The 14,252-nt window shown below is 72.8% G+C and carries 10 protein-coding genes; 7 read left to right on the top strand and 3 right to left on the bottom strand.

Annotated elements, in window-relative coordinates; genetic code table 11:
* Positions 1 to 33 precede the first annotated feature (33 nt).
* Positions 34 to 1,389, bottom strand: coding sequence for an SWIM zinc finger family protein (locus ACIRA5_RS12385; protein ID WP_403690074.1), 1,356 nt, complete (start codon positions 1,387 to 1,389; stop codon positions 34 to 36).
* 133 nt (positions 1,390 to 1,522) lie between these two features.
* On the opposite strand from ACIRA5_RS12385, the gene ACIRA5_RS12380 reads away from it, so the two are divergent.
* The 6 genes from ACIRA5_RS12380 (at position 1,523) to sucD (ending at position 10,080) form a co-directional block, all read left to right on the top strand.
* On the top strand, positions 1,523 to 2,689 hold the full coding sequence (locus ACIRA5_RS12380) for an AAA family ATPase (protein WP_403690071.1): 1,167 nt from the start codon (positions 1,523 to 1,525) through the stop codon (positions 2,687 to 2,689).
* The gene (locus ACIRA5_RS12375) at positions 2,686 to 5,016 is read left to right on the top strand and encodes a DUF5682 family protein (protein WP_403690069.1); all 2,331 of its coding nucleotides are present in this window, start codon (positions 2,686 to 2,688) and stop codon (positions 5,014 to 5,016) included. Before ACIRA5_RS12380 ends, ACIRA5_RS12375 begins: the two co-directional genes overlap by 4 nt.
* Positions 5,013 to 6,212 (top strand): VWA domain-containing protein, encoded by a 1,200-nt coding sequence (locus ACIRA5_RS12370; protein WP_403690068.1) that lies wholly within the window; start codon positions 5,013 to 5,015, stop codon positions 6,210 to 6,212. Before ACIRA5_RS12375 ends, ACIRA5_RS12370 begins: the two co-directional genes overlap by 4 nt.
* Before the next feature lie 117 nt (positions 6,213 to 6,329).
* Complete coding sequence (locus tag ACIRA5_RS12365; protein WP_403690067.1) at positions 6,330 to 7,283, top strand: hypothetical protein; 954 nt, start codon at positions 6,330 to 6,332, stop codon at positions 7,281 to 7,283.
* 712 nt (positions 7,284 to 7,995) lie between these two features.
* Complete coding sequence (gene sucC / locus ACIRA5_RS12360) at positions 7,996 to 9,174, top strand: ADP-forming succinate--CoA ligase subunit beta (RefSeq protein WP_060901446.1); 1,179 nt, start codon at positions 7,996 to 7,998, stop codon at positions 9,172 to 9,174.
* 21 nt (positions 9,175 to 9,195) lie between these two features.
* Positions 9,196 to 10,080, top strand: a complete 885-nt coding sequence (gene sucD, locus ACIRA5_RS12355) for a succinate--CoA ligase subunit alpha (RefSeq protein ID WP_060901445.1) — start codon at positions 9,196 to 9,198, stop codon at positions 10,078 to 10,080.
* A gap of 78 nt (positions 10,081 to 10,158) precedes the next feature.
* On the opposite strand, the gene ACIRA5_RS12350 is transcribed toward sucD, so the two are convergent.
* A complete protein-coding gene (locus ACIRA5_RS12350; RefSeq protein ID WP_403690063.1) occupies positions 10,159 to 11,391 on the bottom strand; it encodes a sigma factor-like helix-turn-helix DNA-binding protein in 1,233 nt (410 codons plus the stop codon).
* A gap of 108 nt (positions 11,392 to 11,499) precedes the next feature.
* Between ACIRA5_RS12350 and ACIRA5_RS12345 the strand changes: the two genes are divergently transcribed.
* The gene (locus ACIRA5_RS12345; protein ID WP_403690061.1) at positions 11,500 to 13,047 is read left to right on the top strand and encodes a DUF6350 family protein; all 1,548 of its coding nucleotides are present in this window, start codon (positions 11,500 to 11,502) and stop codon (positions 13,045 to 13,047) included.
* A 202-nt stretch (positions 13,048 to 13,249) separates the two neighbouring features.
* On the opposite strand, the gene ACIRA5_RS12340 is transcribed toward ACIRA5_RS12345, so the two are convergent.
* Positions 13,250 to 14,167, bottom strand: a complete 918-nt coding sequence (locus tag ACIRA5_RS12340) for a hypothetical protein (RefSeq protein WP_403690059.1) — start codon at positions 14,165 to 14,167, stop codon at positions 13,250 to 13,252.
* Between the last annotated feature and the right edge of the window lie 85 nt (positions 14,168 to 14,252).

The raw sequence follows: 14,252 nt of genomic DNA, 5'->3' as shown, positions 1-14,252 counted from the left end.
CGGTGGTGCCAGCGGTGCCGGTGGTGCTGGTGGTCAGCACAGGGACACCGGCTCCCCGTCGCCCTCCGGCCAGGCCGTCAGGGGAGTGAAGCCGCGGTGGCCGCACTCTCCGAAGACCGTGACGGGGGCGCCGCCGGAGAGGGCGGCGAGGCGCCACAGTCCGGGTCGGGAGAGAAGGGAAGGGGCGATCGGGAGGGCGAAGTTGCCCTCGGCGTCCGCAAGTTGCCAGGTGCCGCCGTCGGGGGTGGGTATCACCCGGGCCAGCGTGACCGGGTGGGAGTCGAGCCAGGGGTCGGCCCGCAGGGCTTCGCCGAAGCGGGCCGCCGCCTGGGGGGCGGTCAGCCCCGGTGGACGCGTCCGCGCGGGGGCGGGCGGCGTGAACCGCTCACCCAGGGCCGCTCGGAGCTGTCCGGCGCCCGGATACGCGGACACCTCCGCCTCGAAGGCCAGCCCCACCGGCAGCGTCAGCTCCGGCGCGCGGCCGGCGGCCCCATAGGAGAGGAGCAGCGCGGTGCGGTCGGTCTTCGCGCCGTAGAGCCAGATCCTGCGGGTCGTGAGCCGGGTGTCCGCCGTGTCGTACTGGGCGAGGACCAGCCAGCGGTCCCGCACCGGTGGCCCGTCCGCCGAACCGGGCAGCCCCACCCGCGAGCGAACCGTCGCGGCCAGGCCGTCCGGCAGCCGCTCACGGCGCAGCCAGCCCTGGTCGAGGAGATGGAGCAACGCGCACTCCTCCAGCAGCCGCACGGGCCAGCCGGGTCCGGAGGAGGGGATCGCCCCCAATTCCCTGACCCGCGCGGCCAGTCCGGGCGCCTGCGCGTCGACCATGCGGGCCGCCGTCTCCTCCCACATCCCGTACCCCGCCTGCTCGGCCGACGCGAGGCCGCCCCGCAGCAGATCCGCCAACCGCTGCTCCAGCTCCGCCGTCCCCGCGGTGATCCGCTCGGCCCGCCGCTGCGCTCTGCGTCGCGCCGCCTCCGGATCGCCCGGTGACGCCGTCCCAGATCCCCCGCCCGTCGTCCCCTTCTCCCCCGCTCGCTCTCGTCTCCCCTCTATCCACTGCTCCGCCCAGTCCGGCGCCGGCCCCCGCGGCACCGAACCGTCCGCGCCCGCCCAGAGCAGCAGCAGTCCCAGCGCGTGCTTGCACGGGAACTTCCGGCTCGGGCAACTGCACGTGTACGCGGGCCCGGTGGAGTCCGCGATGTCGATGACTGTCTGATAAGGCCTGCTGCCGCTTCCCCTGCACAGTCCCCATACCGTCCCCTCGTCAGAACTGCCTGCCTCCGACCACGGCCCGGCCACGCCGAGTTTGCCGCCGGCCGTACGTGACGCGGCATCAGGCGCCAGTGCCAGCACCTGATCCGCCGTCCAGCGCACCCCCTGCTGAGTCATGTCATCGAAGGTAGGTCCCGCCACTGACAATCGACCTTCGCGAGCGTATTTGCGCAGGTCAGAGCGCATTGTCAGTGGCGTGGTGCACGGTGGAACCAGATCCGAACCGGCCGAGCTGGAGGGGGAGCGAGCCATGTCCGTGCCCGTTGCGTCCGTTGAACCGACGACCGTCCGTCCGCCCGTGAGCGAGGGCCTGGGTGAAGGTGTGAGCGAGAGCGCGGGCGACGCGCTGCGACCACATGCCGAGCACGCCTTCGCCGCCGAACTCGCCGCGCTGGCCGCGCAGGACGACCGGCCGCGGCCCGCCCGCTGGCGGCTGTCGCCGTGGGCGGTGGCGACCTATCTGCTGGGCGGCACGCTGCCGGACGGCACGGTGATCACACCGAAGTACGTGGGACCGCGCCGCATCGTCGAGGTCGCCGTCACCACGCTCGCCACCGACCGCGCCCTGCTCCTGCTCGGCGTGCCCGGCACCGCGAAGACGTGGGTGTCCGAGCACCTGGCCGCGGCGGTCAGCGGCGACTCGACCCTGCTGGTGCAGGGCACGGCGGGCACACCGGAGGAGGCGATCCGGTACGGCTGGAACTACGCGCAGCTGCTGGCTCACGGCCCCAGCCGGGACGCCCTCGTGCCGAGCCCGGTCATGCGGGCCATGGCCGAGGGCATGACGGCCCGGGTCGAGGAGCTGACCCGCATCCCGGCGGACGTGCAGGACACGCTGATCACGATCCTGTCGGAAAAGGTCCTGCCGATACCGGAGTTGGGCCAGGAGGTGCAGGCCGTCCGCGGCTTCAACCTGATCGCCACCGCCAACGACCGCGACCGCGGGGTGAACGAGCTGTCCAGCGCCCTGCGCCGCCGCTTCAACACGGTGGTGCTGCCCCTGCCGGAGAGCGCGGACGCCGAGGTCGACATCGTCTCGCGGCGTGTCGACCAGATCGGCCGGTCCCTCGACCTGCCCGCCGTCCCCGAGGGCATGGACGAGATCCGTCGTGTCGTCACCGTCTTCCGCGAGCTGCGCGACGGGGTCACGGCCGACGGGCGGACCAAGCTGAAGTCGCCCAGCGGCACGCTGTCCACCGCCGAGGCGATCTCGGTCGTCACGGGCGGCCTGGCCCTCGCCGCCCACTTCGGCGACGGTGTCCTGCGCGCGTCCGACGTGGCGGCCGGCATCCTCGGCGCCGTCGTCCGCGATCCGGCCGCCGACCGGGTCATCTGGCAGGAATATCTGGAGGCGGTCGTCCGCGAGCGGGACGGCTGGAAGGACTTCTACCGGGCCTGCCGGGAGGTGAGCGCATGACGACCTTCACGGCGGGGCCGTTCCTGCTGGGGGTGCGGCATCACGGCCCGGGGTCGGCCCGAGCTGTGCGGGCCGCGCTGGAGGCGGCGACGCCCGAGGTCGTACTGATCGAGGGACCCCCGGAGGCGGACGCCCTCATCCCGCTCGCCGCCGAGAAGGACATGCGTCCTCCCGTCGCGCTCCTCGCCCATGTCGTGGACGAGCCCGGCCGCTCCGCCTTCTGGCCGCTCGCCGAGTTCTCCCCCGAGTGGGTGGCGATCCGGTGGGCCCTGGAGCACGGAGTCCCGGCCCGCTTCATCGACCTCCCGGCGACCCACACGCTGGCGTGGGGGAACGAAGAGGAGAAGGAGACCGGTGCGGCCGACCGTTCCGTCGACGCGGACGTGCGGATCGACCCCCTCGCCGTACTCGCGGAGACGGCCGGTTACGACGATCCCGAGCGCTGGTGGGAGGACGTGGTCGAGCACCGGGGCGGGGCCGGGATCGGGGCCGACCCGTTCGCGCCGTTCACCGCGCTGGAGGAGGCGATGGAGGCACTGCGGGAGGCCTACGGGGCCGGGGGACACGACCGGGACCTGGTGCGCGAGGCGTATATGCGGCTCCAGATGCGGGCGGCGCAGCGGGAGTTCGGGGACGAGGTGGCCGTGGTGTGCGGGGCCTGGCACGTGCCTGCGCTGCGGCAGAAGAGGACCGTGGCCGCCGATCGGGCGCTGCTCAAGGGGCTCCCCAAGGCCAAGGCCGACATGACGTGGGTGCCCTGGACGCACCGGAGGCTGTCGCGGGTCAGCGGGTACGGCGCGGGCATCGACGCGCCGGGTTGGTACGGGCATCTGTTCGCCGCCCCGGACCGTCCCGTCGAGCGCTGGATGACGAAGGTGGCGAGGCTGCTGCGCGACGAGGACCGGATGGTGTCCTCGGCGCACGTCATCGAGGCGGTACGGCTGGCGGACACCCTCGCCGCGATGCGCGGTCGCCCACTGCCCGGGCTGACCGAGACCACCGACGCCGTACGGGCCGTGATGTGCGAGGGCTCGGACGTGCCACTGGGGCTCGTGCACGACCGGCTCGTGGTCGGCGATGTGCTGGGCGAGGTGCCTCGGTCCGCTCCCGCGGTGCCGTTGCAGCGCGACCTGGCGCGTGCGCAGAAGCGGTTGCGGCTGAAACCCGAGCCGATGGAGCGGGAGGTGGAGCTGGACCTGCGGGGGGAGACCGACGCCGGGCGGAGCAGACTCCTGCACCGGCTGCGGCTGCTCGGTATCGCGTGGGGCGAGCCCACCGCCTCGCGCGGCAGCACGGGGACCTTCCGGGAGACCTGGCGGCTGTGCTGGGAGCCGGAGCTGTCCGTGCGGGTCGCCGAGGCCGGGGTCTGGGGCACGACGGTGCTGTCGGCGGCGACCGGCAAGACTGAGGCGGACGCCGTCGCCGCGCACGCCCTGGCCGATGTCACGGCACTGGCCGAGCGCTGTCTGCTCGCCGAACTCCCGCACGCGCTGCCCGTGGTGATGCGAGTCCTCGCCGACCGGGCGGCGCTGGACGCGGATGTCGGCCACCTCGCCCAGGCCCTGCCCGCGCTGGTCCGCTCCCTGCGGTACGGCGATGTGCGCGGTACGGACACACACGCGCTCACGGACGTCGCCGTGGGCCTCGCCGAGCGGATCTTCGTCGGGCTCCCACCGGCCTGTGCGGCCCTCGACGCCGAGGCCGCCGAGCACATGCGACGCCATGTGGACGCGGTGCACGGCGCGGTGGGGCTGTTGGGGGAGCCGGGCACGGCGGCCTCCGACGGCATACGCGAGCGCTGGCACTCCGTACTGCGGGTGCTGACCGGGCGGGACACCGTGCCGGGGGTGATCCGCGGGCGGGCGGTACGACTGCTCCTGGACGACGGGGAGTTGGAGCAGGACGAAGCCGCGCTGCTCATGGGTCTCGTGCTGTCGCCGGGTACGGAACCGGGGGACGCGGCCGCGTGGATCGAGGGGTTCGTCGGTGGTGGCTCCGGGGGCGGGATGCTGCTCGTGCACGACGAGCGGCTGCTCGGTCTGGTGGACGCGTGGCTGACCGGGGTGCCGGCGGAGGCGTTCACCGATGTGCTGCCACTGCTGCGGCGCACGTTCGCGGCGTACGAGGCAGGGGTGCGCAGAACGCTGGGCGAGCTGGTCCGGCGTGGCCCGGGGGCGCGGGGGAGCGCCGAGGCCGCCGCCTCCGGCATCCCCGGGTTCGCGCCCGACCTCGACCTCGGGCGCGCCGACGCGGTCCTGCCGGTGCTGAGCCTGCTGCTGGGGCTGGACGAGGCCCAAGACGACGACTTTGCGGGGGTGGCCCGATGACAGCGGCACCTGTGGAAGCGACCGGATCGAACGCTCCGGGCGGACCCACCGACGCCGGCGGCGAGCGGTTGCGGCGGTGGCGGCTTGTGCTGGGGGGTGAGGAGGCGGACGGCACCGGCTGCGTGCTCGCGGGCCAGGACGCGGCGATGGACGGGGCGCTCACCGCGTTGTACGGGAAGGACGGCAAGGGGCGGTCCGGGCGGGACCGTTCGGCGGGGCTGGGGGCGTCGGCGCCGTCGGTCGCGCGCTGGCTCGGGGACATCCGGACGTACTTCCCCTCGTCCGTCGTACAGGTCATGCAGCGGGACGCCATCGACCGGCTCGGGCTGTCCACCCTCCTGCTGGAGCCCGAGATGCTGGAAGCGGTCGAGGCCGATGTGCACCTGGTCGGCACGCTGCTCTCCCTCAACAAGGCCATGCCGGAGACGACGAGGGAAACGGCGCGGGCCGTCGTGCGCAAGGTCGTGGAGGATCTGGAGAAGCGGCTCGCGAGCCGCACGCGGGCGACTCTCACCGGCGCCCTCGACCGCGGTACACGCATCAGCAGACCTCGTCACCACGACATCGACTGGAACCGCACGATCGCGGCGAACCTGAAGCACTACCTGCCCGAGTACCGCACGATCGTGCCCGAACGGCTGATCGGCTACGGGCGTGCCTCGCAGTCCGTGAAGAAGGAGGTCGTCCTCTGCATCGACCAGTCGGGATCCATGGCGGCGTCCGTCGTCTACGCCTCCGTGTTCGGCGCCGTCCTCGCGTCGATGCGGTCCATCGCCACGCGGCTCGTCGTCTTCGACACGGCCGTCGTCGATCTGACCGACCAGCTCGACGACCCGGTCGACGTCCTCTTCGGCACCCAGCTGGGCGGCGGTACGGACATCAACAGGGCGCTGGCGTACTGCCAGTCGCAGATCACCCGGCCCGCCGACACGGTGGTCGTGCTCATCAGCGACCTCTACGAAGGGGGTATACGCGACGAGATGCTCAAGCGGGTCGCGGCGATGAAGGCGTCGGGGGTGCAGTTCGTGACGCTGCTGGCGTTGTCCGACGAAGGGGCGCCCGCGTACGACCATGAGCACGCGGCGGCGCTCGCGGCGCTGGGCGCACCGGCGTTCGCCTGTACGCCCGACCTGTTTCCCGAGGTGATGGCGGCGGCGATCGAGAAACGGCCGCTCCCGATACCGGACACCGCCTGAGGAGACGTGGGGAGAGGAAGAGCAGAGGAGCGGAGCGGCGACAGGGGGCTTGCGCGACCTCAGGAGACCCGTGCGAGGATCGACGCCTCTTCCCGCCGCACGGAGGATCACCCCGTCTTGACCCTGCCCGTCGTCGAACCGCCCCTCGCCGGTGCCGCTCTGCGCATGCCGCGCACGGCGGCCGGGCGGCGTGCGCTGCGACTGGCGCTGCTGGTGGCCGGGTTGTTCGCGCTCGGGCTCCTTTGCGGGGAGCGGGCGCATGCGGCGGACGGGTTGGTTCCGACGGTTCCTGCGAGTTCGTCGGTACGGGTGGTGAAGCCGGCTGCTCCGCTCCCGGTGGCGCGCTCGGCGGCCCACACCGTCACTCACGTCACGGACACCGTCGCTCACGCTCACGTCACGGACACCGTCGCTCACGCTCACGTCACGGACACCGTCGCTCAGGTCGGCGACACCGTCACCCATGTGACCGACACCGTCCGGCACGTCGTGGGGCCGGCTGCCGACAGCGTCGTACGGCCGGTCGGTGATCTCGTGGAGACGGTGACCGGCGGGTTGGGCCAAGCGCCGCCGAGGACCCTGCCGTCCCTTCCCTCGTTGCCCTCCCTGCCCGAGGTGCCGGAACTGCCTGGTCTGCCCGGTCCGCCTGTGCTTCCGGGTGCGGGGGGTCAGGTTCCGTCCGCCGGTTCGGGCCCCCAGCACTCGGGTGCGGGGCCCATGCCTTCGTCGTCGCATGCCGTGGTGCGGCACGCGGACGCCGGGCCTGTCGGTCCGACGTACTACGGCCCTACCCGCCTCGGTACGGACACGGCCGGTGTCGTCGTGCGCGGCGAGCGCCGGGGGGCGGCGCCGGGACCGGGGCCCGACCGGCAGGCACCCCCCGGCGACCCCTCGGGCGCGCTGGGCGGCCAGTCGGCCGTCGACAGCGGCACGCCGCGCCACGGCGATCCTCAGGCCGTCGTCACTCCGAGTCACCGGGTGCCGCTACGGCTCGTGCCCGGCGTTCCCGCGGCGGTGACCGCGGCCGAGACCCGGGATAGATACCGGGACATTCCGGTCTTCCCCGGCTAGGACGGTCCTTTCCCCGATGTCGGCCTGCCGCGCGGGGGCGGAACAGGTCTGCCCGCGTCCAGACCCTCTCCAGACCCTCTCCAGACCCTCTCCGGCCCCGATCCGGTCCCCATCTGGACCCTCTCCGGCAAGAAAATCCGCCGGCGCCACCGGTCTGGCCTAGGGCGTCGAGAGGAATGTCGGCGGATCCGAGGCGGGCGTCGCGGACGACGTGCGGCCGAGTCCGTCACGCCGAGCTGTCCGCACCCCCCCGTACGGCACCCCCCCGTACGGCACGTACAGCGTCTGACCGTCCCTCCCGCCGTACCGCTCGTACCGCTCGCTGTACCCACCGACCGACTCCGCGGGGCCACGGCCCGGACGGCCGAAAGCCGTCGGCCGTGTCCGACCGAAACCCCGCGGATGGGGAGGGTCGCCCCCATTGGGGTGGGGACCACCCTCCCTGGGCCCCTCAGGGGCTGTTCGAGGGGCCTCACCAGGCAAACCCCAGCCTGGTGAGGCCCCGTCCCGGCCAGATCTGTGACAGGTATCACCGCTCAGGTGTGACCTGCGATTTAGGGACCCACGTCCTGCGGCGATAACCTGCGAGACGGACATGCCGCGCGCTCGGACACCGTGTGCGCCACCCTTGTGACAGCGGACGTCACGTTGCCCTTCGCGGCACGCCCACGCATCCAACGAACCGCGAGATCACTGATAGGGACGGACGCGCGTGGACCTGTTCGAGTACCAGGCGAGGGACCTCTTCGCCAAGCACGGTGTACCGGTGCTGGCCGGTGAAGTCATTGACACGCCTGAGGCAGCCCGCGAGGCGACCGAGCGTCTTGGCGGCAAGTCCGTCGTCAAGGCCCAGGTGAAGGTCGGTGGCCGCGGCAAGGCCGGCGGCGTCAAGCTCGCCGCCACCCCGGACGAGGCCGTCGCCCGGGCGACGGACATCCTCGGCATGGACATCAAGGGCCACACGGTCCACAAGGTGATGATCGCCGAGACCGCGCCCGAGATCGCCGAGGAGTACTACGTCTCGTACCTCCTCGACCGCACCAACCGCACTTTCCTCGCCATGGCGTCCGTTCAGGGCGGCGTGGAGATCGAGGTCGTCGCGGAGGAGAACCCCGAGGCCCTCGCGAAGGTCCCGGTCGACGCCAACGAGGGCGTCTCGATCGAGAAGGCCCGCGAGATCGTCGCCCAGGCGAAGTTCCCGGCCGAGGTCGCCGAGCAGGTCGCCGAGATCCTGGTGACGCTGTGGGACACCTTCATCAAGGAGGACGCCCTCCTCGTCGAGGTCAACCCGCTCGCCAAGGTCGCCGACGGCCGCGTCATCGCGCTCGACGGCAAGGTGTCGCTGGACGAGAACGCCGAGTTCCGCCAGCCGGAGCACGAGGCGCTGGTCGACCACGCCGCCGCCAACCCGCTCGAGGCGGCGGCCAAGGCCAAGAACCTCAACTACGTCAAGCTCGACGGCGAGGTCGGCATCATCGGCAACGGCGCGGGTCTCGTCATGAGCACCCTCGACGTCGTCGCGTACGCCGGTGAGAACCACGGCGGCGTCAAGCCCGCCAACTTCCTCGACATCGGTGGCGGCGCCTCCGCCGCCGTGATGGCGAACGGCCTGGAGATCATCCTCGGCGACCCGGACGTCAAGTCCGTCTTCGTCAACGTCTTCGGCGGCATCACCGCCTGTGACGAGGTCGCCAACGGCATCGTCCAGGCGCTCCAGCTGCTCAAGGACAAGGGCGAGGAAGTCACCAAGCCGCTGGTCGTGCGTCTGGACGGCAACAACGCCGAGCTGGGCCGCAAGATCCTGTCGGACGCCAACCACCCGCTGGTCCAGCGCGTGGACACCATGGACGGCGCGGCCGACAAGGCCGCCGAGCTCGCGGCTGCGAAGTAAGGGACGAGGGAAACAACCGCCATGGCTATCTTCCTCAACAAGGACAGCAAGGTCATCGTCCAGGGCATGACCGGTGCCACGGGCATGAAGCACACCAAGCTCATGCTGGCCGACGGCACGAACATCGTCGGTGGCGTGAACCCGCGCAAGGCGGGCACGTCCGTCGACATCGACGGCACCGAGATCCCGGTCTTCGGTACGGTCGCCGAGGCCATGGAGAAGACGGGCGCCAACGTGTCCGTCCTCTTCGTGCCGCCGGCCTTCGCCAAGGCCGCCGTCGTCGAGGCGATCGACGCGGAGATCCCCCTCGCGGTCGTCATCACCGAGGGCATCGCCGTCCACGACTCCGCCGCCTTCTGGGCGTACGCGAAGTCGAAGGGCAACAAGACCCGCATCATCGGCCCGAACTGCCCCGGTCTCATCACCCCGGGCCAGTCGAACGCCGGCATCATCCCGGGCGACATCACGAAGCCGGGCCGCATCGGCCTGGTCTCGAAGTCCGGCACGCTGACGTACCAGATGATGTACGAGCTCCGTGACATCGGCTTCTCGTCCGCCGTCGGCATCGGTGGCGACCCGGTCATCGGTACGACGCACATCGACGCGCTCGCCGCGTTCGAGGCCGACCCCGACACCGACCTGATCGTCATGATCGGTGAGATCGGCGGCGACGCCGAGGAGCGTGCGGCGGACTTCATCGCCAAGAACGTGACGAAGCCGGTCGTCGGCTACGTCGCCGGCTTCACCGCGCCCGAGGGCAAGACCATGGGCCACGCCGGCGCCATCGTCTCCGGCTCCTCCGGCACGGCCGCCGCGAAGAAGGAGGCCCTCGAGGCCGCCGGCGTCAAGGTCGGCAAGACGCCGACCGAGACGGCGAAGCTGGCCCGCGAGATCCTCGCCGGCTGACCTTCTCCAGGCTGGACCTTCTCCAGACTGAACGGGCTCGCATCCCCACCGGGGTGCGAGCCCGTCGTCGTACCCGGCTCAGCCTGCCTTCGGAACCAGCCGCTCCGGCCCGCTGGCCGTCTCCCCCTTGAGCTTGGCGCGCAGGGCCAGCTCCTCCGCGGACAGCGGCCCGGGCGCGACCCGGGGCGGCACCCCGTGCACCGTGGCGCCGGGCGCCAGCGGCGGCTCGTAGTGGTCCGGGGCCGTACGGAGCGTCAGTGTCGTGGCGCCGATGAGGACGACCGTGAAGGCGATGGCGGCGCGGGTCCAGTGCCGGGCGCGCTGCTCTCCGCCCCAGCGGACCGTGGTGGGCTTCGCGGCGCGCAGCCGCTCGGCGGAGGCGACCTCGGCGAGTCGCCGGTGCAACTCCTTCGGCTCCGCCAGCTCCGGCAGCCGCGTGGCCACGGCCTCACGCGCGCGCAGCAGCCGGTTGGCCGCCGCGGGCGTGCTCGCCTCCGTCTCGGCCGCGGTCTCCGGCAGATCGAGCCCGACCCCGTCGTAGAGCAGCAGGGTCCGCCGGTACACGGGCGGCAGCTGCAGGAGTACGTCGAGCAGCGCGCGGTCCGCGGGGGCGGTGGGCGGCGGCTCCGGGTTGCGGTGCCGGGGGCGCATCCGGTGCCAGGGCGAGAGCGCGAACTCGTACGCGGTCGCCCGCACCCACCCCGCCGGGTCGCGGTCCATGGCCACCTCGGGCCAGCGGTGCCAGGCCAGCTGGAAGGCGCGCTCCACCGACTCGCGCGCCAGTTCGCGCCGCCCGGTGAGCAGGTAGGTCTGCCGTACGAGGGCGGGGGCGCAGAACGCGTAGAGGGCGTCGAAGGCTTGATCAGGCGTCAGGGAGGCCGCAAGGGGTTCGAGTTCGGCTTTGGGGCCGAGTGCGGGGAGGGGCTCGGGTTTGGGGCCGAGTGCGAGGTCGGGGCCGAGTGCGGGATCGGGTCTGGGGGCGAGTGCGGAGGCGGGTGGGGTGTCGGAGGGCGGCTCGGGGGTGGGTTCGGCGCGGTCGGGGGGCGCCTGTACGGGGCCGGTGGCGGCGCCGACCAGGGCGGGAGCCGGGCTCTCCTGATGCGTGGTCACCTCCTCGGCGCCCGTCAGCAGTCGTGCGTACGCATCCCGTTTGGTGCCGCGTGGCGTCGTACGGCCGTTCTCCCACGAGCGCACCGTCGCACGGGTGACGCCCACCGCGGCCGCGACGTCGGCCTGGCTCAGCGACTGGGCCTCGCGCAGGCGGCGGCGCTCCTTGGGGGAGGGCAGCGGGGTCACAGGGGTGCGTGTCATGTCGGACCCCATAGGGTGCCCCTTAGTACGAAAAAGTACATAGCTGCATATTGAGCGACACATCCGAGGTTCGCCTGTTACGACGAGAAAGCGCGTGTCGTTGGGAGCATGGCGGGTGTGACCCAAATGACCGACCGCAGGCTGTCGTTGTCGCCCCTGCTCACCCGGATGCGCCACCGTTCACCCGGACTGGGCGCCAGCCTCCTGGGTGGCGCCCTCGCGGCGGGGCTCGGACTCGGCTCGTTCGCCGTCCTCGTCATGATGCTGTGGATCAGCTCGCCCTATCCGGACAGCGGACCGAGTGGATCGCTGCACGTGGCCGCCGCGTTGTGGCTGCTCGCGCACGGCGTGGAGCTGATCCGCACCGAGACCCAGTCGGGCCTGCCCATGCCGGTGGGTGTGACACCGCTGCTGCTGGTCGTCCTGCCCGTGTGGCTGCTGTACCGGGCGGTGCGTGGCGTGGCGGACGCCGAGGCCGCGGCCGAGCCGGGCACGGTGTGGACGGGGGTCGTCGGGGGCTATCTGACGGTCGGACTGGCGGCCGCGCTGTACTGCTCGGGCGGGGAGTTGCGGCCTTCGTGGGTGTGGACCGCCGGATGCCTGCCGTTGCTCGCCGGGAGCGCGGCGGGCGTGGGGGTGTGGGCGACGTACGGACGCGCGGGCTTCCCCGCGCCCGCGCGGGTCCGGCGGCTGCTCGCCGTGTTGCCCGCCGGCGTACGCCGTTGCTCGCCCGAATTCCTCGGGGCCTCGGCGCGGGCGGCCGGAGCCGGGGCGGCGGTGCTCGTCGGGGGTGGCTCGCTCTTGGTGGCGGCGTCGCTCGTGTGGCACGGCGATGCCGCCCGGGACTCGTTCGCGCAGCTCACCGAGGTGTGGTCGGGGCGGTTCGCCGTACTGCTGCTCTGTATGGCGCTCGTGCCGAACGCGGCGGTGTGGGGGGCCGCGTACGGGCTCGGGCCCGGGGTCGTGCTGGGGGCCGGGCATGTTGCGGGGCCGTTGTCCGCGGCGGGGCCCGGGCCGTTGCTGCCGGCGTTTCCGCTGCTGGCGGCGGTGCCGGTGCCCGGGACGGTGTGGAGTGAGGTGGGGATGGCGGTGCCGGTGGTGGCGGGGGTGACGGTGGCGTGGTTCCTGGTGACCGCGGGGGCGCCGGGGGAGGGGCGTGAGGCCTGGTCGTGGGGGCGGGTCGTGGTGGGGGTGGGGGTCGCGGCCGTGTGGTGCGGGCTGGTGATGGCGGTGCTTGCCGGGCTGGCGGGTGGGCCGTTGGGGGTGGCGGCGCTGGCTCACTTCGGGCCGGTGTGGTGGCAGGTGGGGGGAGCGGTGGTGGTGTGGACGGTGGGGGTGGGGGTTCCTGTGGGAGTGGGGTTGTGGGGGTGGGAGCTTCGGCGGCGACGGGGGGTTTCTTGGCCTACGTGGCTCTCTCGGCCCTTGTGGGCCTCGTGGTTCTCCTGGGGGGCGTGGCGGTCGCGATTCTCGCGGGGGGTCTGGGCAGGGCGGTCGCGTGGTGAGAGGGGGCAGGTGGAGGCGGTTTCGAAGAGGGAGCCGACTCCTACGGTGGGGGCGGCTTCGAGGGCGGGGGCGGGTCCGGCTTCGGGTTCGGGCCCGGCTCGGGATCCGAGCCTGGAGCCGTACGACCTCCTGCCCTCCGATGACATGGGGTGAGTGAGGAGCCCTCGGTTCCCTCACCCCCGCCGCCCCTGCCCGTTCCCATCCCCTGGGGCTGCGCCCCAGACCCCGCCCGGGGCTGCGCCCTTGGATCCTCCTGGGGGCAGGTTGATGTTTGCTGCGGGTGTGTGGGGGGTTGGGCGCTGGGCGCGTCGTTCCGCGCGCCCCTGTCAGGGCGCGTTTTCTGTTCGCGTTTGCGCTAGCCGCGCGTTCCCAGGACGCCCCTCAGGTCCTTCGGGAGGAGGTCGTTGCAGGACTGTTTGGCGGCGTTGGTGAGGGCGTCGTTCGTGCACGAGTAGTAGTCGCTGTACACGAGCTGCGCGGTGAAGGTCGCGGCGACCATGACGATGGCCAGGGACGCGGTGACGAGGCCGCTCACCGCGGCGGTCGTCTGGGGGCGGGTGTTCGCGTCGGGGGCCGGGGTGTCCGGGTCCTGCGCGCGGGGCTTGGCGCGCAGTGCGCTGCCGCCCCAGTACAGGGCGAGCGCACCGAGCAGCAGGGCCACGTACGGCCAGCTGAACAGGGCGAAGAAGAACGCCCACATTCCGGAGAGCAGCGCGTAGCGTGCGCGGCGCTGGGCGGGGTCCGTCGGGTCCCAGCGCATTCCGGAGCCCGGCCCACCGCCGGGACCTTCCGGGCCGCCCTGACCCTGCGGAGCCCCGGGACGGTCGCCGAAACCGCCGCCGGACGAACGCCCCGGCTGCCGGTCGCTCCACTGACTGCCCCATGGGGACTGTCCGGGGCCGGAGCCAGGTCCGGAGCCGTCGTTCTCGTTCGGGCTCTGGCCGGACGCGGGACGCCGAGGCTGCCAGGGGCGGTCGGGCGTGCCCTCCGGCGGCGGAGCGAAGGGATTGTCGCCGGAGCCGGAGCCGGAGCCGGAGCCGGAGCCGGAGCCGGAGCCGGAGCCGGAGCCCGTGCCGGAGCCCGTGCCGGAGCCGGAGCCCGTGCCGGAGCCCGTGCCGGAGCCGGAGCCCGTGCCGGAGTCTGTGTCCGGGCCGCGTCCGCCCGCGGAACCGTTCCCACCCGCGGGCGTGTCCCCGCTCTCCCGCGGCGGGGTAGACGAAGGGCGCCGCTCGCGCAGCAGCAGCGGAGGGAGTCGGAGACTGCGGTCCGGCATCAGGTGTGCGTCTTCCCCTTGGTGGTTCTGGCGGGCGGCGTGTCCACACGGCATCGTGCTCGCGACGCGCACCCCGAGCGTCCTG

This window comes from Streptomyces sp. NPDC096311 (genome assembly GCF_044763085.1).
Classification (GTDB): domain Bacteria; phylum Actinomycetota; class Actinomycetes; order Streptomycetales; family Streptomycetaceae; genus Streptomyces.
This window is presented reverse-complemented; position numbering and strand designations above follow the sequence as displayed.

What these genes read in the sequence shown, in the direction of transcription:
- ACIRA5_RS12375 (WP_403690069.1), top strand. Translation starts at nt 2,686, where the DNA reads ATGACGACCTTCACGGCGGGGCCGTTCCTGCTGGGGGTGCGGCATCAC.
- ACIRA5_RS12380 (WP_403690071.1), top strand. Translation starts at nt 1,523, where the DNA reads ATGTCCGTGCCCGTTGCGTCCGTTGAACCGACGACCGTCCGTCCGCCC.
- ACIRA5_RS12370 (WP_403690068.1), top strand. Translation starts at nt 5,013, where the DNA reads ATGACAGCGGCACCTGTGGAAGCGACCGGATCGAACGCTCCGGGCGGA.
- sucD (WP_060901445.1), top strand. Translation starts at nt 9,196, where the DNA reads ATGGCTATCTTCCTCAACAAGGACAGCAAGGTCATCGTCCAGGGCATG.
- ACIRA5_RS12350 (WP_403690063.1), bottom strand. Translation starts at nt 11,391, where the DNA reads ATGACACGCACCCCTGTGACCCCGCTGCCCTCCCCCAAGGAGCGCCGC.
- ACIRA5_RS12340 (WP_403690059.1), bottom strand. Translation starts at nt 14,167, where the DNA reads ATGCCGGACCGCAGTCTCCGACTCCCTCCGCTGCTGCTGCGCGAGCGG.
- ACIRA5_RS12345 (WP_403690061.1), top strand. Translation starts at nt 11,500, where the DNA reads ATGGCGGGTGTGACCCAAATGACCGACCGCAGGCTGTCGTTGTCGCCC.
- ACIRA5_RS12385 (WP_403690074.1), bottom strand. Translation starts at nt 1,389, where the DNA reads ATGACTCAGCAGGGGGTGCGCTGGACGGCGGATCAGGTGCTGGCACTG.